The organism is Paraburkholderia sp. BL17N1 (assembly GCF_003634175.1).
Taxonomy (GTDB): domain Bacteria; phylum Pseudomonadota; class Gammaproteobacteria; order Burkholderiales; family Burkholderiaceae; genus Paraburkholderia.
This window is the reverse complement of record NZ_RBIW01000001.1, coordinates 1,092,957-1,114,828: the sequence shown is the minus strand read 5'-3', so window position 1 is coordinate 1,114,828 and position 21,872 is coordinate 1,092,957. Positions and strand designations below refer to the sequence as shown.

Annotated in this window: 19 protein-coding genes; 7 read left to right on the top strand and 12 right to left on the bottom strand. The window is 63.4% G+C overall.

The features are described from left to right. Nucleotides 1-177: 177 nt before the first annotated feature. Entirely contained in the window at nt 178-2,028 is a 1,851-nt protein-coding gene (locus B0G82_RS04835) for a phosphodiesterase (protein WP_121306796.1), read from the bottom strand. Nucleotides 2,029-2,318: 290 nt separating this feature from the next. Beyond that, the gene (locus B0G82_RS04830) at nt 2,319-3,347 is read right to left on the bottom strand and encodes a bile acid:sodium symporter family protein (RefSeq protein WP_116143222.1); all 1,029 of its coding nucleotides are present in this window, start codon (nt 3,345-3,347) and stop codon (nt 2,319-2,321) included. A 527-nt stretch (nt 3,348-3,874) separates the two neighbouring features. On the opposite strand from B0G82_RS04830, the gene B0G82_RS04825 reads away from it, so the two are divergent. Next, a complete protein-coding gene (locus B0G82_RS04825) occupies nt 3,875-4,456 on the top strand; it encodes a hypothetical protein (protein WP_121306795.1) in 582 nt (193 codons plus the stop codon). Between the two features lie 112 nt (nt 4,457-4,568). Here the strand turns inward: B0G82_RS04825 and B0G82_RS04820 are convergent, their stop codons facing one another. Both B0G82_RS04820 and B0G82_RS39340 read right to left on the bottom strand, forming a co-directional pair. Continuing rightward, nucleotides 4,569-5,837: an IS256 family transposase gene (locus B0G82_RS04820; RefSeq protein ID WP_241974436.1), complete on the bottom strand. Its 1,269-nt coding sequence runs from the start codon at nt 5,835-5,837 to the stop codon at nt 4,569-4,571. A gap of 362 nt (nt 5,838-6,199) precedes the next feature. Continuing rightward, the gene (locus B0G82_RS39340) at nt 6,200-6,412 is read right to left on the bottom strand and encodes a hypothetical protein (RefSeq protein ID WP_147439444.1); all 213 of its coding nucleotides are present in this window, start codon (nt 6,410-6,412) and stop codon (nt 6,200-6,202) included. Between the two features lie 124 nt (nt 6,413-6,536). Here B0G82_RS39340 and B0G82_RS04815 point away from each other — a divergent pair, with 124 nt between their 5' ends. From B0G82_RS04815 to B0G82_RS04805, 3 genes are all read left to right on the top strand, one after another. Then, nucleotides 6,537-7,622, top strand: coding sequence for a porin (locus B0G82_RS04815; protein ID WP_106283861.1), 1,086 nt, complete (start codon nt 6,537-6,539; stop codon nt 7,620-7,622). 204 nt (nt 7,623-7,826) lie between these two features. After that, a complete protein-coding gene (locus tag B0G82_RS04810) occupies nt 7,827-8,765 on the top strand; it encodes a LysR family transcriptional regulator (RefSeq protein WP_116143216.1) in 939 nt (312 codons plus the stop codon). 82 nt (nt 8,766-8,847) lie between these two features. Next, nucleotides 8,848-12,495, top strand: a complete 3,648-nt coding sequence (locus tag B0G82_RS04805) for a methylmalonyl-CoA mutase family protein (RefSeq protein ID WP_121306794.1) — start codon at nt 8,848-8,850, stop codon at nt 12,493-12,495. A gap of 147 nt (nt 12,496-12,642) precedes the next feature. Here B0G82_RS04805 and B0G82_RS04800 read toward each other — a convergent pair whose 3' ends face one another. Further along, nucleotides 12,643-13,602, bottom strand: coding sequence for a nitronate monooxygenase family protein (locus tag B0G82_RS04800; protein ID WP_121306793.1), 960 nt, complete (start codon nt 13,600-13,602; stop codon nt 12,643-12,645). A gap of 285 nt (nt 13,603-13,887) precedes the next feature. Here B0G82_RS04800 and B0G82_RS04795 point away from each other — a divergent pair, with 285 nt between their 5' ends. Next, nucleotides 13,888-14,778 (top strand): alpha/beta hydrolase, encoded by an 891-nt coding sequence (locus tag B0G82_RS04795; protein ID WP_121306792.1) that lies wholly within the window; start codon nt 13,888-13,890, stop codon nt 14,776-14,778. A gap of 51 nt (nt 14,779-14,829) precedes the next feature. Here the strand turns inward: B0G82_RS04795 and B0G82_RS04790 are convergent, their stop codons facing one another. Continuing rightward, nucleotides 14,830-15,300 (bottom strand): Lrp/AsnC family transcriptional regulator, encoded by a 471-nt coding sequence (locus B0G82_RS04790; protein WP_121306791.1) that lies wholly within the window; start codon nt 15,298-15,300, stop codon nt 14,830-14,832. Between the two features lie 114 nt (nt 15,301-15,414). Between B0G82_RS04790 and B0G82_RS04785 the strand changes: the two genes are divergently transcribed. After that, nucleotides 15,415-16,314: a DMT family transporter gene (locus B0G82_RS04785; RefSeq protein ID WP_121306790.1), complete on the top strand. Its 900-nt coding sequence runs from the start codon at nt 15,415-15,417 to the stop codon at nt 16,312-16,314. Nucleotides 16,315-16,635: 321 nt separating this feature from the next. Here B0G82_RS04785 and B0G82_RS04780 read toward each other — a convergent pair whose 3' ends face one another. From B0G82_RS04780 to B0G82_RS04755, 6 genes are read right to left on the bottom strand one after another with little or no spacing between them, the layout of a single operon-like run. Beyond that, the gene (locus B0G82_RS04780) at nt 16,636-17,556 is read right to left on the bottom strand and encodes an MBL fold metallo-hydrolase (RefSeq protein ID WP_116143204.1); all 921 of its coding nucleotides are present in this window, start codon (nt 17,554-17,556) and stop codon (nt 16,636-16,638) included. After that, nucleotides 17,553-18,038 carry a MaoC family dehydratase gene (locus B0G82_RS04775; protein ID WP_121306789.1) on the bottom strand — a complete coding sequence of 162 codons (486 nt, stop codon included), beginning with the start codon at nt 18,036-18,038 and terminating at the stop codon, nt 17,553-17,555. The genes B0G82_RS04780 and B0G82_RS04775 overlap by 4 nt, the downstream gene beginning before the upstream one ends. After that, nucleotides 18,035-18,259 carry a DUF1289 domain-containing protein gene (locus tag B0G82_RS04770; protein WP_106283990.1) on the bottom strand — a complete coding sequence of 75 codons (225 nt, stop codon included), beginning with the start codon at nt 18,257-18,259 and terminating at the stop codon, nt 18,035-18,037. The genes B0G82_RS04775 and B0G82_RS04770 overlap by 4 nt, the downstream gene beginning before the upstream one ends. 13 nt (nt 18,260-18,272) lie before the next feature. After that, nucleotides 18,273-18,794 (bottom strand): YbaK/EbsC family protein, encoded by a 522-nt coding sequence (locus B0G82_RS04765; RefSeq protein ID WP_121306788.1) that lies wholly within the window; start codon nt 18,792-18,794, stop codon nt 18,273-18,275. A gap of 54 nt (nt 18,795-18,848) precedes the next feature. Beyond that, nucleotides 18,849-19,775 carry a hydroxymethylglutaryl-CoA lyase gene (locus B0G82_RS04760; protein WP_121306787.1) on the bottom strand — a complete coding sequence of 309 codons (927 nt, stop codon included), beginning with the start codon at nt 19,773-19,775 and terminating at the stop codon, nt 18,849-18,851. A 60-nt stretch (nt 19,776-19,835) separates the two neighbouring features. Further along, complete coding sequence (locus B0G82_RS04755) at nt 19,836-20,777, bottom strand: glyoxylate/hydroxypyruvate reductase A (RefSeq protein ID WP_121306786.1); 942 nt, start codon at nt 20,775-20,777, stop codon at nt 19,836-19,838. 385 nt (nt 20,778-21,162) lie between these two features. Here B0G82_RS04755 and B0G82_RS04750 point away from each other — a divergent pair, with 385 nt between their 5' ends. Then, complete coding sequence (locus tag B0G82_RS04750) at nt 21,163-21,765, top strand: alpha/beta hydrolase (protein ID WP_121306785.1); 603 nt, start codon at nt 21,163-21,165, stop codon at nt 21,763-21,765. The last annotated feature ends 107 nt before the right edge of the window (nt 21,766-21,872 follow it).

Here is a 21,872-nt window from a genome sequence, read left to right as displayed (position 1 = left end):
CAAGGGCGGCCGCACGGTGTTTGAGTTCGGGCGATTGTATAGTAAAACCGCTCCGAAACCGCCCGAAAAACACCCGCTCGACACCGGTAAATACCCGTAGGCAATGGAGTTGGCCCGGAATATACTGTTTAGTAAAATCAGCTAAACAAGGTCCGATGTGGTCTCAACGCCGCTCGTTCACCCGAGCGAAACATGAGCGGCTTCGGCCTGGCCGCGCAACAAGGCCACGCTTTCGTCGGCATCGATCAGTACGAAGCCGCTCGTCTCGTGTTTCGCGCGCCGCTTGGCCAGCGCCGCTACGGATGCAATTTCCTCGCTGCTGTAGAGCGACGGGCCGTCGGCGGGTTCGACGCGCACGCAGCCGATCGCCATCGTCACGAAACCGAAGAAGGTCGGGTTGCCGCGTCGGTCTTCGCCGTGAATGCCACCGGCGAGGCGATCGGTCGGTGCGTAGAAGCGCTGCGCGCCCTCGTTGAACACGTGAATCGCGCGCAGCACGCGCTCACGCCAGTCGTCGCTCTGGAACAGGATCAGAAAGTCGTCGCCGCCGACGTGGCCGAGAAAGTCGCGGGTGGGATCGCACGCATCGGCGAGTACGACGGCGGCGAATTTCAGGACTTCGTCACCTTGCCAGTAGCCGTACTGATCGTTGAACGGCTTGAAGTGGTTCAGATCGACGTAGCATGCGTAGAAGCCGGCGTCGTTGCCGAGCAGGCGGGCAATGTGCGAACTGATCGGGATGTTGCCGGGCAGGAAGGTCAGCGGGTTCGCGTAGCGCGCGGCTTCAATGCGGACCTCCGTGACCGCGCGCACGAGCTTCTCGCCGGTGCCGAGGCCGACGTATTTGCCGTTGTCGGTGATGACGAAACCATCGGCGAGATAGCGCTGATCGTCGCTTGCGAGGAGCTTGGCCATCTGCTCGACGGTCATCGATTTCTCAATAATCACCGGCGACGCATTGGCGAACAGCAGGCAAGGGCGCTTGCCGAACAGCTCGCGGTGATACGGCAGCGCGTAGCGGTCCATGAAGCTGCGACGGTTGATCAGCGCGACCGGCTCGTCGTGTTCGACCACCGCGACTGCGTGCAGGTCGGGCAGGCGGTTGAACAGTTCGAGCACGTCGTTGTTAGTCGCGTGGCGCGGCAACGCGGGCGCGTGCACCAGCATTTTTTCCGACGCCATGCCGCCCGAAGGCGAGGCGCTGCTCACCGTGCGCGTGGTCTCGGGGAACACTGCGATGTGACCCGCGCGCAGCGCATCGCGGGCGTCGTCGGTCACGTGGCGGGCCGGCTGCGCGTGCGGGCGGCCGAAGAAAAAGCCTTGCCCGCAGCCGATTCCCATGTCGCGCACCACGATCAGATCCGCTTCGTTTTCAATGCCCTCCGCGACGAGCCGCGCGCCGCTCGCGCTGGCGAAGTGCTGCATCGCGCGCACGGCCTCGAACTTGAGCGGGTCGCAGGCTATGTCGTGGATAAAGAAGCGGTCGATCTTCACGACGTCCGGCTGCAGCCGCACCCACAAATTCATGCTGGCGTTCGCGGTGCCGTAGTCGTCGAGCGCGAACTGCGCGCCGGTTGTGCGCAGTGTCGTGATCACCGGCAGGAAACTGCCCACATCCAGAATCGTGCTTTGCTCGGTCAGTTCGACCACGATCCGTTGCGGATCGACGCCGCGATGACGCAGCAGCGCGAGCGTATCGTCGCGCGCCTCGGCCAGCTGACGCATCGCGCCCGCGCTGAAATTCAGAAACAGCTTTCCGTCGAAGTCGAGCTGCGCGAACGCTTCGATGCAGGTGCGCGCGGCGGCGCGTTCGAGCTCGATCGTGCAGCCCTCGGCGAGCGCTTGCGCAAACAGCGCGAACGGCGCTTCGAGCGGCGTGCCGGCCGGGCCGCGGATCAGACCTTCATAGCCGAGGATCGCGCCGTCTTCGAAATCGATGATCGGCTGGAACACGGCGGACAGCTCACGCCGGGCGATCAAGTCCTCGACGCGCGGCGCGGCGGGTCGGGAGGGCGAGCGAGGTTGCATGGCGGGTAGGCGTAGCGTTCGACCTTCGGCTTATCGGCCGGACTTGCCTGGAGTTAAGTGAAGTTTTAATGAACCGTTGCACCGGGTTGGTGCGGTTGATATTCGTGGAGTCATTCTGAAGGACGCTCCCATCCGGCTTCGCATTGCCAGGAATCGGCCTATGCCATCCGGCCGAGGCGACAGCGACGCCGTTTGCGCGTGAAATAACAAAAAAGCCGCGCGAGGCGGCTTTCTTCAAATGACGCTCAGGGAGGGCGCTTATGAATGTCCTGTTTGCATTGCGCGCATATTCACCGGCGGGCCACGGCGGCGGCGGTCCGCTCGCGCGCAGCGGCGTGGGTCTCGCCGCTGGTGTCGCGCGCCCCCCAGCGCTGCGCGAGCGCGGCGCACACCATCAACTGGATCTGGTGGAACAGCATCAGCGGCAAAACGACGGCGCCCACCGCATGCGAGGCGAAGATCACCTTGGCCATCGGCACGCCGGCGGCGAGACTCTTCTTCGACCCGCAGAAGATAATGGTGATCTGGTCCGCACGGCTGAAGCCGAGCCGCTTGCTGACGAATATCGTCATGGCGAGAGCCAGTGCGAGCAGCACGACACACAGCAGCAGCAGGCCGCCGAGGGCCGAGAGCGGAATCTGATGCCACAGGCCTTCGTTGACGGCCTCGCTGAACGCGCCGTACACCACCAGCAGGATCGACCCCTGGTCGACAAACTTGAGCACGCCGCGATTGCGCTCGATCCATTTGCCGATCAGCGGGCGCAACAACTGCCCGGCCACAAACGGCACCAACAGCTGCAGCACGATATTGCCTACCGTATGCCACGGCGAAGCGCCGCCGCCGGCCGCCTGATTGGTGACGACGAGGCTGACGAGGGCGGGTGTGATGAAAATGCCGAGCAGGCTCGAGGCCGACGCGCTGCATACGGCCGCCGGCACGTTGCCTTTGGCAATGGACGTGAACGCGATCGACGACTGAACCGTAGACGGCAGCGTGCAGAGGAAGAGGACCCCCGCATAGAGCGCCGGCGTGACAAGTGGCGAAAGGAGCGGTTTAAGCGCGAGACCGAGCAGCGGAAAGAGCGCGAACGTACTGAGCAGCACTACAAGATGCAGGCGCCAATGCGTCGCGCCCGCAATGATCGCTTCGCGTGAGAGCTTGGCGCCGTGCAGGAAAAACAGCAGGCCGACTGCCACGTTCGTCACCCAGTTGAACCCGACGGCGGCCTGCCCGTGTACCGGCAGCAAGCTGGCAAGGATCACGGTGCCGACGAGGCACAGGGTGAAGTTGTCGGGAAGCAGTTTCGGGCGAGCCATGTCGGAATCTCGATTCGGTGACGCGGAATAGCGCGCCGGGCAAGCGCGTGACGCCGCCGCCCAAGCCTATGGGAAACCGCTATTGTTGTTGATTTTCGATTAAATATGCAAATTCATTTGCCGAATTGATTAATGAGGGTTGCGCATCAAAAGGCGCGTTCCGGAAAATGTCGGACAGCGCCTTGATTCACGTTTTCAGTATTGGCGACATGATCTGTTTGGTCTATGCGCTTTTGGCAATCGAGGTGAAAATCCCACACGATTCGTCATACGCAAAATCGCGTGAGCGGGACGCGCCAAGTCATTGGACTCAAGCGGTTTGACGGTTTTCACGCGGGGCCTCCGTGGCGGAAAAAGGTCGCAGTAACAAGGTGTTACATCCGCGTCCGAGGCCTAACACTTTTTGGCTCGACACCCTTTGCCGGTGCCCATAAATTACGGTTCAAAGGCCGTCGGGTTGTACCCGCGCCGCGAACTCGTCGCAGCGCCCGTGCCAATCCCAAAACAAGTCCATCGCAGCTCGAACGATGGGTTTCAGGCAAGTCTTCGGGCATGAGAGTCACTGGGTGGACGGGTTGTCGAGAACGAGGCACTGGGTGTTGGGCGCGGTTATCACCGCGCTGTGCTCGTTCGCCTATGCGAAAGCGTCGGGCGTGCCGCACGGTGGCGGCGGCCATTCGCATGCCGAAGCGAATCACGCCGTGGGTGGCGAGATGCGCAACGGGGGCCGCTACTACGGCGCCGTCCCGGCAGCTCCGGCGCGCACTGCAGTCGCCGACCGCAACGCACGTCTGCCGCGTGGCGGAACGAACTTCGCGGGCGGAACTTACGCCGACGGCTTCGACTTCTACAAGCCTGGCGTGCACCGGGTCGCCGGCCCGGCCGGATATGCCGGCGACAGCCGCGGCAGCATGCAGTACGCCGGCGCCATCACGCCAGTCAGTGCCGAGTCGCGCACGGTGCCGCGGCCGCCGGCCAATGCACCGGTTCGCTCCGGTTCGATTCGCGCTGACATCGCCCGCTATAACGAAGAACGCGGTTCGCAGCGCGCCATGCAGCGCCAGTCCGACGACCCGCGTCAATCGGAAGGCTCGCCTTACCGGAACTAGGCGTTGGCGCTGCGTGCGCTGTGCGTCGGGTTTGTTGCGTGAGCAACCAGTGTTTGCGTTCCGGCTGCGCGGAGGTGTCAGAAATTTCGTGTGCTGAGGCCGGTTAAAAATCTCAGCTGATGGCGGCGGTGAATCGCTCACCGAACAGAATGGCGAACTGATTGACAGCTTGCCGCCAGGTGATAGGCGGCATCTTCCAATCCTTTTCAATGTTGCGCAAGGCCAGATACAGCAGTTTGCTGGCGGCTTCGTCGCTCGGGAAGTGGCCACGATTCTTGACGATCTTGCGCAACTGCATGTGCATGCTCTCGATGGCGTTGGTCGTATAAACGATTCGACGCACCTCGTGGGGATAGGCAAAGAAGGGAATCACCTGCTCCCATTGGCGTTGCCACATGGCCGGGACGGTAGGGAATTTGCGGCCCCATTCGCTTTGCGCAAAGGCCTCGAGCGCCGCGGCCGCCGCTTCAGCCGAGGCGGCCTGATAGATCGGCCTGAGCGCGGTAGCCAGCGGCTTCCGGTCCTTCCAGCTCGCCAGATTCAGCGAATTACGGATCAGATGCACGATGCAGGTCTGGATCTGCGCGGCCGGAAACACCGCCTCGATGGCCTCCGGGAACCCACGCAGGCCGTCGACCACCGCAATCAGGATGTCGTGCAAACCGCGGTTCTTCAACTCGTTGAAAACCTTCAGCCAGAACTTGGCGCCTTCGGTTTGTTCGATCCACAAGCCCAGCACTTCCTTGCGGCCGTCAGCCCGAATGCCCAGCGCCAGGTACACTGCCTTGTTCCTGACCGTGCCCTCGTCGCGGATCTTCAGTCGAAGTGCGTCGAAATACACAATCGGATACATCGCCTCGAGCGGGCGTTGTTGCCACTGCTCGACCTCAGCCAGCACCTCGTCGGTGACCGTGGAAATCAGATCGGGCGACACTTCCAGGCCGTACAGCTCCAGCAGGTGAGCCTGGATCTCGCGTACGCTCATGCCGCGCGCGTACATGCTGATGACGTGGTCGTCGAATCCCGGCAGCCGGCGCTGGTACTTGCTGACCAGTTGCGGCTCGAACGTCGCCTGCCGGTCTCGCGGGATATCCAGCGTCAGTTCGCCGTTGGGTGTGAGCACTGTCTTGCGGCTCGTACCGTTGCGGTGGTTGCCGGCGCTGCCTTGCTCCGCCTCGCTCTCCAGGTGATGCGTCAGCTCCGCGGCCAACATGCGCTCAGCCAGTTGCTTCTTCAGTCGCCCGGCCAGGCCCGATTCCCCGAGAACCGACTCGGCGTTCCTGTTCTGCACCTGCGCCAGCAGTTGATCGATCAGCTCATCGGGGAACAGCTTCGGCGCCTTCGGGTTCTTGCTCTTCTTGGTCACTGTTGTTTCGGTCATTGGACGTTATTTCCGTTATCGTCTCATGACCTCGACACACTAAAAATCTGACAGGCTCGGCTGCGCTCGCACATACATCTCTTTCTGTCTTCCTGCCGCTTCGATATTGTCCGAATGCTCCCTTTGGGTAGCTAATTGCGCACGCCTTACGCATGCCTCATCGCGAACCGCGAACGAGGCGTCTCTGCCCATTTCGTCCTCCCAAATTCATATCGCTTCGTCGCACCGCACCGCTTCGCCTGCCTGTCAATCTGGTTGTTAGCAGCCTTCGGCGTTGCCTTCACTCCTGACGCGCGCCGTCGATGTGACGTTTCGACGCCACACTTTTTTGAAAATACTCGGCAGCACACCCTCTCCCATCGTCAAATTTGGTCGTTTCTGCGGCGGTGCGTCATCCGCATGTCATCTGAGGCGTTATCAATCCGTCCGCTGCAAGGTGAGCAACGGTTTGCGCGGTGCGCCAAAACTTGGGGCGGCACCCCGGGCGCGCTATCGGCCAGGGCTTTATCAGGCCGATAAGCGACAAAACTAATCAGACCGATATACCGGCAATAACCAACGATATTTTTGTTCATAAAAATGGTCCGCAAAGATGGTCCCGCCCAGATTGGCTCGATGATCGAACGGACAACAACAATGATTCGCGCGAGCTCCCCCTTTCGCACAGCCACACCCTTTTTGACAAAGACAGGAGAACCCATGAAAACAAGCATCAGCAGTGCGCTGAAGACCACCCTCAAGGCAACCGCGTGTGCCGCTCTGCTGGCCAGTGCATCGTCTGCTTTTGCGCAATCGAGCGTGCAGCTTTACGGTCAGGTCGACGAATGGGTCGGCGCGCAGAAATTCCCGGGCGGCAAGACCGCGGTGCAGGTCGCGGGCGGCGGCATGTCGACTTCGTATTGGGGCTTGAAGGGGGCGGAGGATCTGGGCAACGGCTACAAGGCGATCTTCGCGTTGGAAGGTTTCTTCCTGGCGCAAAACGGCCAGTACGGCCGCTTCACCGGCGATACGATGTTCTCGCGTAACGCGTACGTCGGTATCGAGTCGCCCTACGGTACGGTCACGGCCGGCCGTCTGACGACGCCGTTGTTCGTGTCGACGATTCTGTTCAACCCGTTCGTGGATTCGTACCAGTTCTCGCCGATGGTCTGGCACACGTACCTGGGCCTCGGCACGTTCCCGACCTACTCGACGGATCAGGGCGTGACCGGCGACTCGGGCTGGAGCAACGCGGTGTCGTACTCGTCGCCGAACTTCAGCGGTTTGAGCGCGACGGCCATGTACGCGCTCGGCAACACGACCGAGAACGGCGCGAAGAAATGGAGCGGCCAGGTTCTGTACTTCCACGGCCCGTTCGCGGCCACGGCGGTGTACCAGTACGTGAACTTCAACAACGTGCCGAGCGACCTCGGCAGCTTCGGCACGTCGGGCGTGCCCGGCCTGAAAAGCCAGAGCGTTGCGCAAGTCGGCCTGTCGTATGACCTGAAGTTCGTGAAGTTCTTCGGCCAGTACATGTACACGTACAACGACCAGCAGGTCACCAGCTGGCACGTGAACACGGCGCAAGGCGGCGCGACGGTGCCGTTCGGCCCGGGCTCGGTGATGGCGTCGTACGCCTACTCGCGCGACGGCGGCGGCTTCGACCAGACCCGTCAGACGGCAGCGCTCGGCTACGACTATCCGCTATCCAAGCGTACGGACGTCTACGCCGCCTACATGTACGACCACATTTCCAGCGTGTCGAGCGGCAACACCTACGGCGTCGGCCTGCGCGCGAAGTTCTAAGCGTCCCGGCGGCACTGCGCGACGCCTGTTTGCGGGCTTCGCGCGACGGACGCATCAGTTTGATCTCCAAACCCGTCTCCTTCGGAAGGCGGGTTTTTTGTATCTGCGCGCCGCTATTCCTTCGCTTGGGAAGCCGTTTTGCCGACCAGTCTTTGATAAACGCGGCAAAATAGTGCCGATTGATTCCCAAAGCGAGTGATTGAGATGGATACCCTCGTCAGCATGAAAGTGTTCCGCCACGTGGTCGAAGTCGGCAGTTTTGTGGGCGCGGCTGAACGCATGGAGATGTCGGCGGCCATGGCGAGCAAGCATGTGATGCACCTCGAACAGCAACTCGGCGCGCGGCTGCTCAACCGCACCACGCGGCGGGTCGCGCCGACCGAGGCGGGCCGCGAGTACTACGAGCGGCTGAGCCAGGTGCTCACCGAACTCGAGGAGGCCGAGCAGGTGGTCGGCGCGGCGAGCGTCGTGCCGCAGGGGCGCTTGCGGGTGTCGTCGCTGTCGGCATTCGGTTTGAGCCACGTGATGGCCGCAGTGGCCGATTACGCCGCGCAGTATCCGCAGGTCACCGTCGATATGACCTTGTCGGACCGCGTGGTCGAATTGATCGACGAGGGTTTCGATGTCGCGATCCGCGCGTCGCCGAGCGGACTGAAGTCTTCTTCATTGATCGCGCGGCAGATCGCGACCGCGCATCTCGTGCTGTGCGCGTCGCCGGCGTATTTGAAGCGCCACGGCACGCCGAAGACCGTCGCCGATCTGGCGCGCCACAACTATCTGCAATACGCGGGCGTGTCGGCGCTCGAAATCGCGCCCGCCACCGGCGACGCCTCGCCGCGCGTGCGTCTGACGGGCAATCTGATCGTCAATCATCTGGAAGCGCAGCGCGTGATCGTGCTGCAAGGCGCGGGCATCGCGATGCTCGGCACCGAAGTAATCGGCGACGATCTGGCCGCGGGGCGCCTCGTGCCGTTGCTGGTGGACGACGTGCCGCCGCGCGAGCTGCCGATTCACGTGGTCTACGCGAGCCGCCGGCATCTGTCGGCCAAGGTGCGCTCGTTTGTCGACTTTCTCGCCGAACGGTTCGCGAACGAATCGTTGTGGCCGTCGCTCGAACAGATCAAAGCTTTGGCGGTGCGCTAGGCGGCTTTGGCCACCGAGGCAGCGTGACCCGTTTCGCTATACTGGTTGCCAGCACCCATACGCGTAACGATCTGGGGGAGACATGACCGATCTGTCCACGCCGCAGCGCGCCGGCAGCCACAAGTTGCCCGCGGGCCGGCGCTTGCGCTTTGTCACGGCGGCTGCCTTGTTCGACGGCCACGATGCGTCGATCAACATCATGCGGCGCATTCTGCAGGCGAGCGGAATAGAGGTGATTCACCTCGGCCACAACCGCTCCGTCGATGAAGTCGCCGCTGCCGCGTTGCAAGAGGACGCCGACGGCGTCGCCGTGTCCAGCTACCAGGGTGGCCACAACGAATACTTCCGCTATCTGGTCGATCTGCTGCGAGCGCGCGGCGGCGAGCGCATCAAGGTGTTCGGCGGCGGCGGCGGGGTGATCGTCCCTGAGGAAATCGCGGAGCTCGAGCGTTACGGCGTCGAGAAGATCTATTCGCCGCAGGATGGGCAGCGGCTCGGGCTGCAAGGCATGATCGACGATATGATCGCGCGCTGCGCCGAAGGCGCGCGTGCGGCTGTGGCGGCCGGGCAGAATCCGGTTGGCGAGTGGGTGAACGAGCTTTCGGAGCGTGGGTTGCCGCGATTTGATTCGCGCGGCGATGCTGGCGGCGACGAGGACGTGAACGCCGCGCGGAATCTGTTCAGTCAGCCGAGTCAGGTGGGCAACACGGCGAACGCGGATCATATGGCCGACACGGCCGACACGGCCGACAAAACATCCCTCACCTTCCGCCGCCTCGCGCGAATCATCAGCGAGTTCGAGGCGGGCGGCGTCGACGCAGCCACGCGCGACAAACTGTCCGCTCAAGCCAAGGTCAAGGCAACCGCAATCCCCGTCCTCGGCATCACCGGCACCGGCGGCGCCGGCAAATCCTCGCTCACCGACGAACTGATCCGGCGCTTTCGCCTCGACTACGGCGACGCCCTCACCATCGCCGTGCTCGCCATCGATCCGTCGCGCCGCAAGTCCGGCGGCGCGTTGCTGGGTGACCGCATCCGCATGAACGCGATCGGCGACTGGGGCGGCGGCGCGCGCGTCTACATGCGTTCGATGGCGACGCGCGAAGCATCGAGCGAAGTCTCCGACTCGTTGCCCGACGTGCTGATGATATGCAAAGCGGCGGGCTTCGATCTGATCGTCGTCGAAACATCCGGCATCGGGCAGGGCAACGCGGCGATCGTGCCGTTCGTCGACGAATCGCTGTATGTCATGACGCCGGAGTTCGGCGCGGCCAGCCAGTTGGAGAAGATCGACATGCTCGACTTCGCCGGCTTCGTCGCGATCAACAAGTTCGATCGGAAGGGCGCGCCGGACGCGTTGCGCGATGTCGCCAAACAGGTGCAGCGCAATCGCGGCGACTTCGCGAAGCCGCCGGAAGCGATGCCGGTGTTCGGCACGATCGCCTCGCGCTTTAACGACGACGGCGTGACCGCGCTCTATGTGCACGTGGCCGAGGCGCTCCGCAAACACGGCTTGCGCGCAGGCGGCGGCCGTCTGGCCGCGCCGGAAGGCCTGCGCTTTTCGAGCGGCCGCAACGCAATTGTGCCGCCGGCTCGGGTGCGCTATCTGGCGGATATCGCGCAGACGGTCCACGCTTATCGCGAGCGAGCCGACGCGCAAGCGCGGGTGGCGCGCGAACGCTGGCAACTTGCAGAGGCGCGCCGGATGCTCGCGGAGGCAGTGGGGGCCGCCGGGGCTGTTGCGCAATCGCGCGCGAGCGTAAGCGCCAACCCGAGCGCGGACCCGAACGCCGACCCGAACGCCGACCCGAGCAGCAACCCGAGCAGCAACCCGAGCAGCAACCCGAACGCCAACCCTGGCGCCGACTCAAACGAACACTCCGTAGCGAGCGTCGCAGACGCCCGCGCGCCTTCGCCACTCCAGCAACTCGACGCCCTCATCGCCCAACGCACCGCCTCCCTCGGCGAACGCGAACGCACGCTGCTCGACGGCTGGCCGCAAACCGTGGCCGCCTATTCAGGTGCCGAACACATCGTCCGCATCCGCGACCGCGAGATCCGCACCGCGCTCACTGTCACGACGCTCTCCGGATCTGAAGTCCGCAAAGTCTCCCTGCCGAAGTTCGTCGACCACGGCGAGATTCTGCGTTGGCTGATGCTCGACAATCTGCCCGGCTATTTTCCGTTCACCGCGGGCGTGTTCCCATTCCGCCGCGAAAACGAAGACCCGACGCGGATGTTCGCCGGCGAAGGCGATCCGCAACGCACCAATCGCCGCTTCAAGCTGCTCTCCGAAGGCATGCCGGCCAAACGACTTTCGACTGCCTTCGATTCGGTCACGCTCTACGGCGAAGAACCCGACGAGCGGCCCGACATCTACGGCAAGGTGGGCAATTCGGGCGTCTCGGTGGCGACGCTCGACGACATGAAAACGCTCTACGACGGCTTCGATCTCTGCGCGCCGGAAACCTCGGTCTCGATGACGATCAACGGCCCCGCGCCGACCATCCTCGCGATGTTTTTCAACGTGGCGATCGATCAGCAGATCGCGCGCATGACGCAGCAACAAGGCCGCGCGCTCACTGACCAGGAACTTGCCGCCACGCGCCGCGCAGCGTTGGAAAACGTGCGCGGCACCGTGCAGGCCGACATCCTGAAAGAAGACCAAGGCCAGAACACTTGCATCTTCTCGACCGAATTCAGCCTGAAGGTGATGGGCGACATTCAGGCGTACTTCGTCGAGCACGGCGTGCGCAATTTCTATTCGGTGTCGATCTCCGGCTACCACATCGCCGAAGCCGGCGCGAACCCGATCTCGCAACTCGCCTACACGCTCGCGAACGGCTTTACCTATGTCGAGGCCTATCTCGCCCGTGGCATGTCGATCGACGACTTCGCGCCGAATCTGTCGTTCTTCTTTTCAAACGGCATGGACCCGGAGTACACGGTGCTGGGCCGCGTCGCGCGACGCATCTGGGCCGTTGCCATGCGCGAGCGCTACGGCGCGAACGAACGCAGCCAGAAGCTCAAGTATCACGTGCAGACGTCGGGCCGCAGCCTGCATGCGCAGGAGATCGACTTCAACGACATCCGCACCACGTTGCAAGCGCTGATCGCGATTTACGACAATTGCAACTCGCTGCACACGAATGCGTTCGACGAAGCGATCACCACGCCCACCGAGGATTCGGTGCGCCGCGCGGTGGCGATCCAGTTGATCATCAATCGTGAATGGGGGCTTGCGAAGAATCAGAATCCGAATCAGGGCAGCTTCGTGATCGAGGAACTGACCGACCTGGTGGACGAGGCGGTGCTCGCCGAATTCGACCGGCTGACCGAGCGCGGCGGTGTACTCGGCGCGATGGAAACCGGCTATCAGCGCGGACGCATTCAGGACGAGTCGATGCTGTACGAGCACCGCAAGCATGACGGCTCGTATCCGATCGTCGGCGTGAATACGTTTTTGAGCGCGCATCCGCATGAAGCGCCGCAGCCGATCGCACTAGCCCGTTCCACCGACGACGAAAAGCAGAGCCAGTTGCAACGTCTGCGCGCTTTCCAGGCGCAGCATCGCGACGCGGCGCCGGCCGCGCTCGAACGCCTGAAACGCGCGGTGATCGACGATGAGAACGTGTTCGCGGTGCTGATGGACGTCGTGCGTGTCTGCTCGCTCGGGCAGATCACGCACGCGTTGTTTGAAGTGGGCGGGCAGTACCGCCGCAATATGTGAGTCAGGCTGCGCGGCGATCGCTGCGGCTGGGCGTGAAGCCGGGCCGCAGTGCAAAACTGTCGGATCAGGCGCCTCGGATCCAGCGCCCCGAATCAGACGCTAAGGCAAACGCGCAACCCCCGCCAAGTCACGCCCGGGCGCACCACCTCAGCGCGCAATCCCCAGCCGCGCCTTTGCGTCGTTATATTCCTTCGTCAAACGCTGCACCAGCTCGCCCACGCTCGGCACGTCGTCCATTAGCCCGACGCCCTGACCCGCACCCCAGATGTCTTTCCACGCCTTCGCCTTGTCGCTGCCGAAGTTCATCGCGCTCTTGTCCGATTCCGGCAGCGCGTCCGGGTCCAAGCCCGCGTTCAGGATACTTTCGCGGATGTAGTTGCCGTGCACGCCGGTGAACAGGTTCGTGTAGATGATGTCCGACGCCGTGGAATTGACGATCGCCTGCTTGTAGCTGTCGACAGCGTGAGCTTCCGTGGTCGCGATGAAGCGCGTGCCCATGTAGGCGAGGTCCGCACCCATGGCCTGCGCGGCGAGAATCGAGCCGCCGTTGGCGATCGAGCCCGACAGCACGATCGGCCCGTCGAAGATGCGCCGCACTTCGCCGACCAGCGCGAACGGCGAGGTCGTTCCCGCATGGCCACCCGCGCCGGACGCGACCAGGATCAGACCGTCGACGCCCGCTTCCAGCGCTTTCTGCGCATGGCGTAGATTGATCACGTCGTGCAACACGATGCCGCCATAGCTATGCACCGCATCGACGATCTCACGCGCCGGCGCCCGCAGGCTCGTGATGAAAATCGGCACCTTGTGTTCGACGCATACGCGCACGTCATGTTCGAGCCGCGTATTCGATTGATGGACGATCTGATTGACGGCGATCGGCCCGATCAGCGCATCGGGATTGGCGGCCTTGTGCTCGGCGAGCTGCGCCTGAATCTGCGTGAGCCATTCGTCGAGCAGCTCAGCCGGACGGGCATTCAGCGCGGGAAACGAGCCGACGATCCCGGCCTTACATTGAGCCAGCACGAGCTCGGGATAGCTGACGATGAACATCGGCGAAGCGACGACGGGCAGCGCAAGTTTTTGCAGGACGGCGGGCAATGCCATAGTGCGTGTCTCCTGATTTGAGCGGGCCGGTGCGTCGTTGCGCGCCCGGCGATGACTGAGTTTAGCGGCACATGGCTTGCGGCGCTTTCCTACACGCCACAGCCATCCGAAGATTTTAAGAACGATCGTTCGATTATAGGCGAAGCGCAACGAGCGCGTTCGATTGAGGCGTTTAGAACAGTTGGAAGGAGTGTTCAGGTTCTACGCTTGCGTGGGCTATCCCACCTCGCACGGACACATCGGGCTTCTACAATGCAGGAACTCCAAAATCACGAGCGAGACGCCATGGCTTTCGAGAATTTCACGCCCTTTCGCGTCGCCGTGGGCGACGTCGATATTTTTGGAGTGAAGGGCGGGGCGGGGCCGCCTCTTCTGCTGCTGCACGGTCATCCGCAGTCGCATCTGATCTGGCGGAAGTGCGCCGCGCAGCTGGCGGAGCATTTCACGGTGATCGCCACCGATCTGCGCGGTTACGGCGCGTCGGGCAAGCCGCCAAGCGACGCCGCGCACACGCCGTATTCCAAGCGCGTGATGGCGGCCGATCAGGTCGCCGTGATGCGCCATTTCGGCTTCGACCGTTTTCTCGCATGCGCGCACGATCGCGGCGCGCGCGTCGCGCACCGCATGGCGCTCGATCATGCGGACGCCGTCGAGCGTCTGATGCTGCTCGACATCGCGCCGACGCTCGCCATGTACGAAGCCACCGACCGCGCCTTTGCGACGCATTACTTCCACTGGTTCTTCCTGATCCAGCCGGCGCCGCTGCCTGAAACGCTGATCGGTGGAAATCCGGCGGCGTATGTCGACGCGGTGATGGGCAGCCGTCACGCGGGTCTTGCGCCGTTCGAGCCCGGCGCGCTCGACGCCTATCGCGCGGCCCTCGCGCAACCGGATGCGATTCACGCGATGTGCGAGGACTACCGCGCATCGGCGAGTATCGATCTGGAACACGATCGCGCCGACATCGAGCGCGGTCTCAAGATCGGCTGCCCGCTGCGCGTGCTGTGGGGCGACAAAGGCGTGATCGAGAAGTGCTTCGACGCGCTGGCGGAATGGCGTCATGTGGCGCGCGACGTGAGCGGCCGCGCGCTGTCTTGCGGCCACTACATACCTGAGGAAGCGTCAGACGAACTGGTCGCCGAAATGCTTTCTTTTTTCGAACCGGTCGCACAGTAACGTCGCGTTCGTTTCGTTTCGCTCCTACGCGAAGCCGCGTCCGCGCGTCGCTCAACCGAGTGGCGGCAGGCGGCGCGCGACCGGCGTCGACTTGACGAGCGCGGTGCTGGTCTCGGCGCGCTCGGTGACTTTCGACAGAATCTCGTCGAGCTGCTCGATCGAATGGAGATACAGGCGGCAGATGAAGCAATCGTCGCCCGTCACCTTGTCGCATTCGACGAACTCCGGAATCCGCCGGATCACCTCTTCCACCAGATGCAACTGACCGGGTAGCGGCTTCACGCGCACGATAGCCTGCAGCGTGTAGCCGAGCGCGCGCGGATCGATCTGCACCGTGAAGCGCTCGATCACGCCTTGCGCTTCGAGCCTGCGCACGCGTTCCGCCGTGCTCGGCGCCGACAGCCCGACTTGACGCGCCAGTTCGCTGACCGGCTGACGGGCGTCTTCCGCGAGCGCGGCGAGGAGGGCCCGGTCGGTGTCGTCGAGCGGGGCGGGCGTTGGAAGAGTAAGGCGTTTGCTCATGACGGCCTTCGATTGTTAGGTCGGATTGCGTGATCGCTTAAGTTTAGCCATGTATTCGGACGATCGGATTAATTACACTGCTCGTCATGCAGGAATCAATTCGAGGATCGAATCATGGCGTCAAATGAAATCCGCCGCGGAGCTGCGGAAATGACCATGGCCATGCTGATGTCCGGCACCATCGGCTGGCTGGTGGTGTCGTCGCAGCAAAGCCCGTTCAATGTCGTGTTCTTCCGCTGCATTTTCGGCGGCGCGACGCTCGCGCTCGTGTGCGCCTTACTCGGGCTATTTCAGCGCAAGCTGTTCTCGTGGAAGATGCTCGGCCTCGCCTTGCTCGGCGGCGCGGCGATCGTGATCAACTGGGTATTGCTGTTCGCCGCGTATTCGCGCGCGTCCATCTCGATGGCGACGGCGGTCTACAACACGCAGCCGTTCATGCTGGTGGCGCTCGGCGCGCTGGTGTTTCGCGAGCGCGTCAGTATGTCGACGCTCGCGTGGCTGGTGGTCGCGTTCATCGGCCTTGTGTTTGTCGTGAAGGTCGAACCGGCGGTGCTGGCGGTGCCGGGGCAATATCTGGTCGGCGTCGCATACGCGGTCGGCGCGGCCGCAATGTATGCGGTGTCGTCGATCATCACGAAGCGGCTCAAGGGCACGCCGCCCCATCTGATCGCGCTGATCCAGGTATCGCTCGGCGTGCTGATGCTCGCGCCGTTCGTGCGCTTCGATGCGTTGCCCACCACTGGCGTGCAGTGGCTCGAACTGGTCGTGCTCGGCGTCGTCAATACCGGCCTCATGTACGTGCTGCTGTACGGCGCGATCCAGAAGCTGCCGACCTCCATGACGGGCGCGCTCTCGTTCATCTATCCGGTGGTGGCGATCATCGTCGACCGGGTCGCATTCGGGCAAACGCTCGCGTGGATTCAGGTGCTGGGAGCAGTGCTGATTCTGGTGGCGGCAGCCGGGGTCAATCTCGGCTGGCGGATCGTGCCGCAAAAGCGCCTATCGTCGACCTGACGGGCGTTGCCCGTTGCGACGAATCACAATGATACGGATTCCAGAGTAACCGGATGCGCAAATATATTCATACCGCGGACTAAATGATCCGAAAGATACGCAACCACGGCGCCTCGTAACGTGACGCGTTGTAGACGGCTTTGAAAGCGGGCGTCAAACTTCTGTAGGGAAATCACCGATGCGGTCAAAAAACCGGCACGCGTATCATGCGTCTTGACGCTGATCACGTCCGACAGAATTTCCGCCGCTCGCCTGCAAGGGTCGAGCGGCTTTCTTTTTGTAGCGGCGATATCCCGCTGTGCCTCTGTCAGAGGCACAGCGTCAGGCCGCGCGCGCGACGATGCGCGCACCATCCACTTCCAGCGGCCCATTCCTGGCCGCCAGTTCCTCGACGATCTCTCTCAGCAACGCGGGCCATTCGCCACGCGGCTTGAGCATCGACGCGGCGGCGCGCATCACGCTGGCGTCGTCGAGCATGCGCAGCAAGGTATCGAAGCCCATTGCACGGACTTCGAGCAGCTTGAATACGATCAGCACCTTCAGCGCATTCCTTGCGTTGCGGGCCGGATCGGCGCGCAGCCACGCAACGCGCGAAAACGCGCGCTCAAGCGCCTGTTCGACACTCGTGAAGGGTGCGCCATGGCCGGGGATCACGAGGCGCACGTCGAGCCTCGCAATGGCTTCCAGCACGGCTTGCTCCTCGGCGAAACCGCTTTCGCCTTCCAGTTCAGGAAAGATCACGCCGAAGCCGTTTTCCCATAGCGCGTCCGCGCTGATCAGAATGCGTTCGTCCGCGCAGTAGAGCATCAGCGAATGCGGATCGTGGCCGGGCGCGCCGAGCACATCCCAATCGAGCGCGCCGAGCCGCAAGCGCGCGCCGGGCGCGATCGTTCCAGTGAGGGTGAAGCGCTCGCAGGTCTGGCCGGTGGCGCGAAACGTGAGGCGCGTTTCGTCCCAGTCCTGCACGGCGCCAGCTTCCGAAGCCGGAATGACGGTGCGGCATGGCCACGTCGCCTGCAACAGAGCATTGCCGCCGCAGTGATCCGAATGCAGATGCGTGTTGACGATCAGATCGAGCGGCCGCGCGCCGAGTGCTTGCCGCACGAGGGCGAGCGTTTGCGGCGCGTGCGTGGCGTAGCCGGTATCGACCAGCGCGGCGCAGGCGTCGTCCACCAGCAGCACGTTGTTCGACGAGAGCCAGCCGCGTTCGAAAACCCGAATCGATTCCGGCAGCGTGATCATGGCGAGTTGGGCGCTACGTTTGCGCTTGCGTCTGCGTTCGCGGACGCTTCGGGTTTCGGCATCACGAGAATCGTCGACGAACCCACCAGCATGGTCTCGCCACGCTGATTCACCACCGAGCCTTCGAGATGCGTCAGATCGCCGTTCAAACTCGGCTTCCAGTAAGCATGCTTCACGCGCCACGTGATCGTGAGCGTGTCGTTCGCCTGGACGGCTTTCTTCAGCTTGATATCGAACTCAAGACCGAGCGGTTGCGCATAGGTCGAATAATGCGTGGCGAGCAGCGCCATGAAATGCGCGGTGGGCTGCGTGCCGGACGCGATCAGGCCGCCGAAGCGGCTTTGGGCGGCATACGCTTCATCGTGATGCAGCGGGTTGTAATCATTGACGAGCGCAGCAAACGATTTCACCGACTCCGCCGACAGCACCAGCGTCGAACTGAACGTTTCGCCAACCGTGACGATGCGCGGGGCTGCGTTCATCGCCGCTCCTTCGGCTGGCTCGCGACGAATTGCGCGTGGCGAAGCTCGATCGCGTCCCAGACCGCGCGCTTCGCGTCATCGTCGAATAACGACCAGTTGGCGATTTCGTCGATGGTGCGCAGGCATCCTTCGCACCAGCCCGTCGACGCGTCCATCCTGCACACGTTGATGCAAGGCGACGGCACGGCGTGGTGGTCTTCGTTATCGAGGCCCGCTGTCATCATCGTCATCGCGTCAAGCCGTCTCGCGCAGCGCGACGTCGATCACCGGCGCGTTCGTGAGTGCAATTAATTCCTGCGCCGTCAGATTGAACACCGCATGCGGATGACCCGCGGCGGCCCACAGACTGTCGAGTTCGAGCAGATCGGCATCGATCAGCGTGACCGGCTCGGTCGCATGACCGATCGGGCAGACGCCGCCGATCGCATAGCCGGTTTTTTCGCGGACGAACTTCGCGTCCGCACGGCCGATGTCGCCGACTCGCGCGGCCACTTTCCTTTCGTCGACACGATTCGCGCCGCTCGCGATTACCAGCACCGGCGCGTCGTCTTCCCGGCGGCGAAACAGGATCGACTTGGCGATCTGCGCGACCGAGCAGCCGAGTCCTGCGGCGGCTTCGGCGGAGGTCTTGCCGGTTTCCGGCAGCATCACGATCCGGCCCGCGTGGCCGCGTTCGCGCAACAGCAGCGCGACGCGGCGCGCCGAGTCGGGCAGTGCGGTGAGATCGTCGGATTCGAGAGAAGCTTGGTCCGTCATCGTTTCAGGTCCTGATTGATTGCGTGAGTGGTGAGCGGCCGCATTGCGCAAGCGTCAAACGCAGTTGGCCGCTTCGCTGCGTGCTTTGGCGAGCAGTGCTTTGCCCGCGCGCGAAACATTGGGGCGGCCGATCGACGTCGAGATGAAATCGCCGATCGCCACGACTTGCGCGAGGTCGATGCCGGTCTCGATGCCGAGGCCGTTCATCAGATACAGCACGTCTTCGGTCGCGACGTTGCCGGTCGCGCCCTTCGCATACGGACAGCCGCCGAGGCCCGCCACCGACGCATGATAGATTTCGATGCCTTCCTGCAGAGCCGCGTAAATGTTGGCGAGCGCCTGACCATAGGTGTCGTGAAAGTGGCCGGATAGACGCTCGCGCGGAAACACCTGCGTGACCGCCTCGAAGACTTCACGCGTGCGCTTCGGCGTGCCGACGCCGATCGTATCGGCGATATCGATCTCGTCGCAGCCGAGCGCCGCGAAGCGCTGGACCACATCCACCACCGATGCGACCGGCACTTCGCCCTGATACGGACAGCCCAGCGCGCACGAGACACTCCCGCGAATCCGCAAGCCATGCTCCTTCGCCGCCTGCGCGACAGGCGCGAATCGATCGATGCTTTCCGCGATGCTGCAATTGATGTTCTTCTGCGAAAACGCTTCGCTGGCGGCGCCGAAAATCACGATCTCGTCGGCACGCGCGGCAAGTGCGCCTTCGAAGCCGCGCAGGTTCGGCGTCAGCACCGAATAGATCGTGCCGGGGCGGCGCTCGATGCCGGCCATCACGTCGGCGCCGTCGGCCATCTGCGGCACCCATTTCGGCGACACGAACGAAGCCGCCTCGACGTTACGAAAGCCCGCCGCAGACAAACGGTTGATCAACTCGATCTTGATCGCGGTGGGCACGAAGTCTTTTTCGTTCTGAAGTCCGTCACGCGGACCGACTTCGACGATTTTCACTTGCTGAGGTAGGGCCATGATGTGTCTCCTATGTCGGCGCCGCGCATGGCGGCGCTCCTTCAACTGGATTCGATGGGTTCAGTATCCGTGTTCGATATTCACCACGCCGCTGATCGTGTCACCGCGCACGAGCGCGGTGATCTTCTGCGCGACCTGGGCCACGCTTTCTTCGCGCAGCGTCAGCGCGGACACGTGCGGCGTGATCGTGATGCGCGGCTCCTGCCAGAACAGATGATCCGGCGGCAGCGGTTCCTCGCGGAACACGTCGAGCGTGGCGGCGGTGATCTGCCCGCTTGCGATGGCGTCGAGCAAATCCTGTTCGACCAGATGCGCGCCGCGCGCCACGTTGATCAGATACGCGCCGTGCGCAAGCTTCGCGAAGGTGCGCGCGTTCAGCACATCGTTCGTCTCCGGAGTATGCGGCAGCAGATTGACCAGCACCTTCACGCCGTCGAGAAACGCGTCGAATTGCGCTTCCCCGGCGAATGTCGTGATGCCGTCGATCTGCCGCGCGCTGCGGCTGTAGCCGCGCACCGGCAAGCCGAACGCCGCGAGCGTTCGTGCGACATGCGCGCCGAGCACGCCGAGTCCCAGCACGCCAACCGTGAAGGTGTCACGCGGATGCGGCTCGAGCACTTTCCAACGGCGCTCGTTCTGCAGCGTCTGATACTCGTCGAAACGGCGCAGATAGCGCAGCACCGCGTGCGTTGCATACTCGGCCATTTGCGGCGCCATGCCCGTGTCTTCGAGACGGATCAACTGCGCGTTGCGCGGCAACGTGCCGGGCTGCTCGTGTTCTAGCGCGAGGATAGCGTCGACGCCGGCGCCGAGATTGAAAATCGCGCGCAGATCGTCGCGGCCGGCCAGCATCTCGCGCGGCGGACGCCACACGACCGCGAAGTCGGCGGGCGCGGTGTCGCCCGGCTGCCATTCACGCAGATCGGCATCCGGCAGGGCGCGAGCGAAATCGTGCAGCCAGGCGGCGGCGTCGGCATGCGGCATGTAGAAGAGGATTTTCATACGGTCCGAAAGGCGCCTTCGAGATCGGGTCTGGGCGCGAAGATGCCACGGCATGACCGGCGCGACGGCTGCGGCGTTGTGGACGACGCTTGCGGCATGAGGCCACCTCCTTTTATGGATAGGCTTCATTCTACTTTTTCGACGCGATTCGCGCGCGTTTGCGTACGGCCGTGCGGTTCGGAGGTGGGCCTTGCGCCGCGCGGCCCATGTTGGCGGCGCGTTGGATTGCGCATTTATTCGTGCGTTTGCCCGCTCGTTTGGCCGCTCGTCTGGCCGCGCATTTTGTCCGCGCATTTGTCGGATAAACAAAGCACAAAAACTTGGTTCGCCCTTGCGGTGAGCGGCGGGACAATCACTACCCGGATTCCCGCAGCGAGGCACACACATGCTTTCATGCACCAAATCGACATGGCCGCCGCGGCTCGTCACCGTTCCCGGCCTGCACGGCAGCGAGGGCGCGCACTGGCAAAGCTGGCTGGAGCGGCAGTTCGCGCGCTCGTTGCGCGTCGAGCAAGCCGACTGGGACGCGCCGGACCTCGCGCTGTGGTCAAAATCGCTGCGCGATCTGCTGGCGCGCGAGCGTGGGCCGTTCGTGCTGGCAGCGCATAGCTTCGGCTGCCTCGCGACTGCGTACGCATTGCAGCAGGCGTCGTATGCGAGCGACGTGGTCGGTGTGCTGTTCGTCGCGCCCGCGAGTCCGCAGAAATTCGCCTTCGCGGGAGCGTTCGACGCGCGGCGTCTCGGCGTGCCGTCGATCCTGATCGGCAGCGAAACCGATCCGCGGATGCCGCTCGCCGGCTCGCGCGATCTCGCGCAGCGTTTGGGCAGCGCATTCGTCAATCTCGGCGACGCGGGGCATATCAACACGGCGGCCGGCTTCGGTCCGTGGCCGCGCGCCAAGTACTTCGTCGATACGCTCGTGCACTGCGCGGCGCCGCTGCGTTTTCGCGAGGAGCCGTTCGAGGCTGTACAGCAAGCGTTCGTGTGAGTGATTGGGCGCGGCGTCCGCGCATCGAGTGACGCGCGAACGGACCACTCGCCAAGTAAGCGATCCGTTAGAATCCCGCTTCATGCTGCACGTTCGTGCGGCCACTG

Excerpts from the sequence above, each read along its gene's own strand:
- B0G82_RS04835 (WP_121306796.1), bottom strand. The coding sequence starts at position 2,028 with ATGCAACCTCGCTCGCCCTCCCGACCCGCCGCGCCGCGCGTCGAGGAC.
- B0G82_RS39340 (WP_147439444.1), bottom strand. The coding sequence starts at position 6,412 with ATGAACAAAAATATCGTTGGTTATTGCCGGTATATCGGTCTGATTAGT.
- B0G82_RS04810 (WP_116143216.1), top strand. The coding sequence starts at position 7,827 with ATGGATACCCTCGTCAGCATGAAAGTGTTCCGCCACGTGGTCGAAGTC.
- B0G82_RS04760 (WP_121306787.1), bottom strand. The coding sequence starts at position 19,775 with ATGGCCCTACCTCAGCAAGTGAAAATCGTCGAAGTCGGTCCGCGTGAC.
- B0G82_RS04815 (WP_106283861.1), top strand. The coding sequence starts at position 6,537 with ATGAAAACAAGCATCAGCAGTGCGCTGAAGACCACCCTCAAGGCAACC.
- B0G82_RS04785 (WP_121306790.1), top strand. The coding sequence starts at position 15,415 with ATGGCGTCAAATGAAATCCGCCGCGGAGCTGCGGAAATGACCATGGCC.
- B0G82_RS04795 (WP_121306792.1), top strand. The coding sequence starts at position 13,888 with ATGGCTTTCGAGAATTTCACGCCCTTTCGCGTCGCCGTGGGCGACGTC.
- B0G82_RS04820 (WP_241974436.1), bottom strand. The coding sequence starts at position 5,837 with ATGACCGAAACAACAGTGACCAAGAAGAGCAAGAACCCGAAGGCGCCG.
- B0G82_RS04750 (WP_121306785.1), top strand. The coding sequence starts at position 21,163 with ATGCTTTCATGCACCAAATCGACATGGCCGCCGCGGCTCGTCACCGTT.
- B0G82_RS04825 (WP_121306795.1), top strand. The coding sequence starts at position 3,875 with ATGGGTTTCAGGCAAGTCTTCGGGCATGAGAGTCACTGGGTGGACGGG.
- B0G82_RS04765 (WP_121306788.1), bottom strand. The coding sequence starts at position 18,794 with ATGACGGACCAAGCTTCTCTCGAATCCGACGATCTCACCGCACTGCCC.
- B0G82_RS04830 (WP_116143222.1), bottom strand. The coding sequence starts at position 3,347 with ATGGCTCGCCCGAAACTGCTTCCCGACAACTTCACCCTGTGCCTCGTC.
- B0G82_RS04805 (WP_121306794.1), top strand. The coding sequence starts at position 8,848 with ATGACCGATCTGTCCACGCCGCAGCGCGCCGGCAGCCACAAGTTGCCC.
- B0G82_RS04775 (WP_121306789.1), bottom strand. The coding sequence starts at position 18,038 with ATGAACGCAGCCCCGCGCATCGTCACGGTTGGCGAAACGTTCAGTTCG.
- B0G82_RS04770 (WP_106283990.1), bottom strand. The coding sequence starts at position 18,259 with ATGACAGCGGGCCTCGATAACGAAGACCACCACGCCGTGCCGTCGCCT.
- B0G82_RS04755 (WP_121306786.1), bottom strand. The coding sequence starts at position 20,777 with ATGAAAATCCTCTTCTACATGCCGCATGCCGACGCCGCCGCCTGGCTG.
- B0G82_RS04780 (WP_116143204.1), bottom strand. The coding sequence starts at position 17,556 with ATGATCACGCTGCCGGAATCGATTCGGGTTTTCGAACGCGGCTGGCTC.
- B0G82_RS04790 (WP_121306791.1), bottom strand. The coding sequence starts at position 15,300 with ATGAGCAAACGCCTTACTCTTCCAACGCCCGCCCCGCTCGACGACACC.
- B0G82_RS04800 (WP_121306793.1), bottom strand. The coding sequence starts at position 13,602 with ATGGCATTGCCCGCCGTCCTGCAAAAACTTGCGCTGCCCGTCGTCGCT.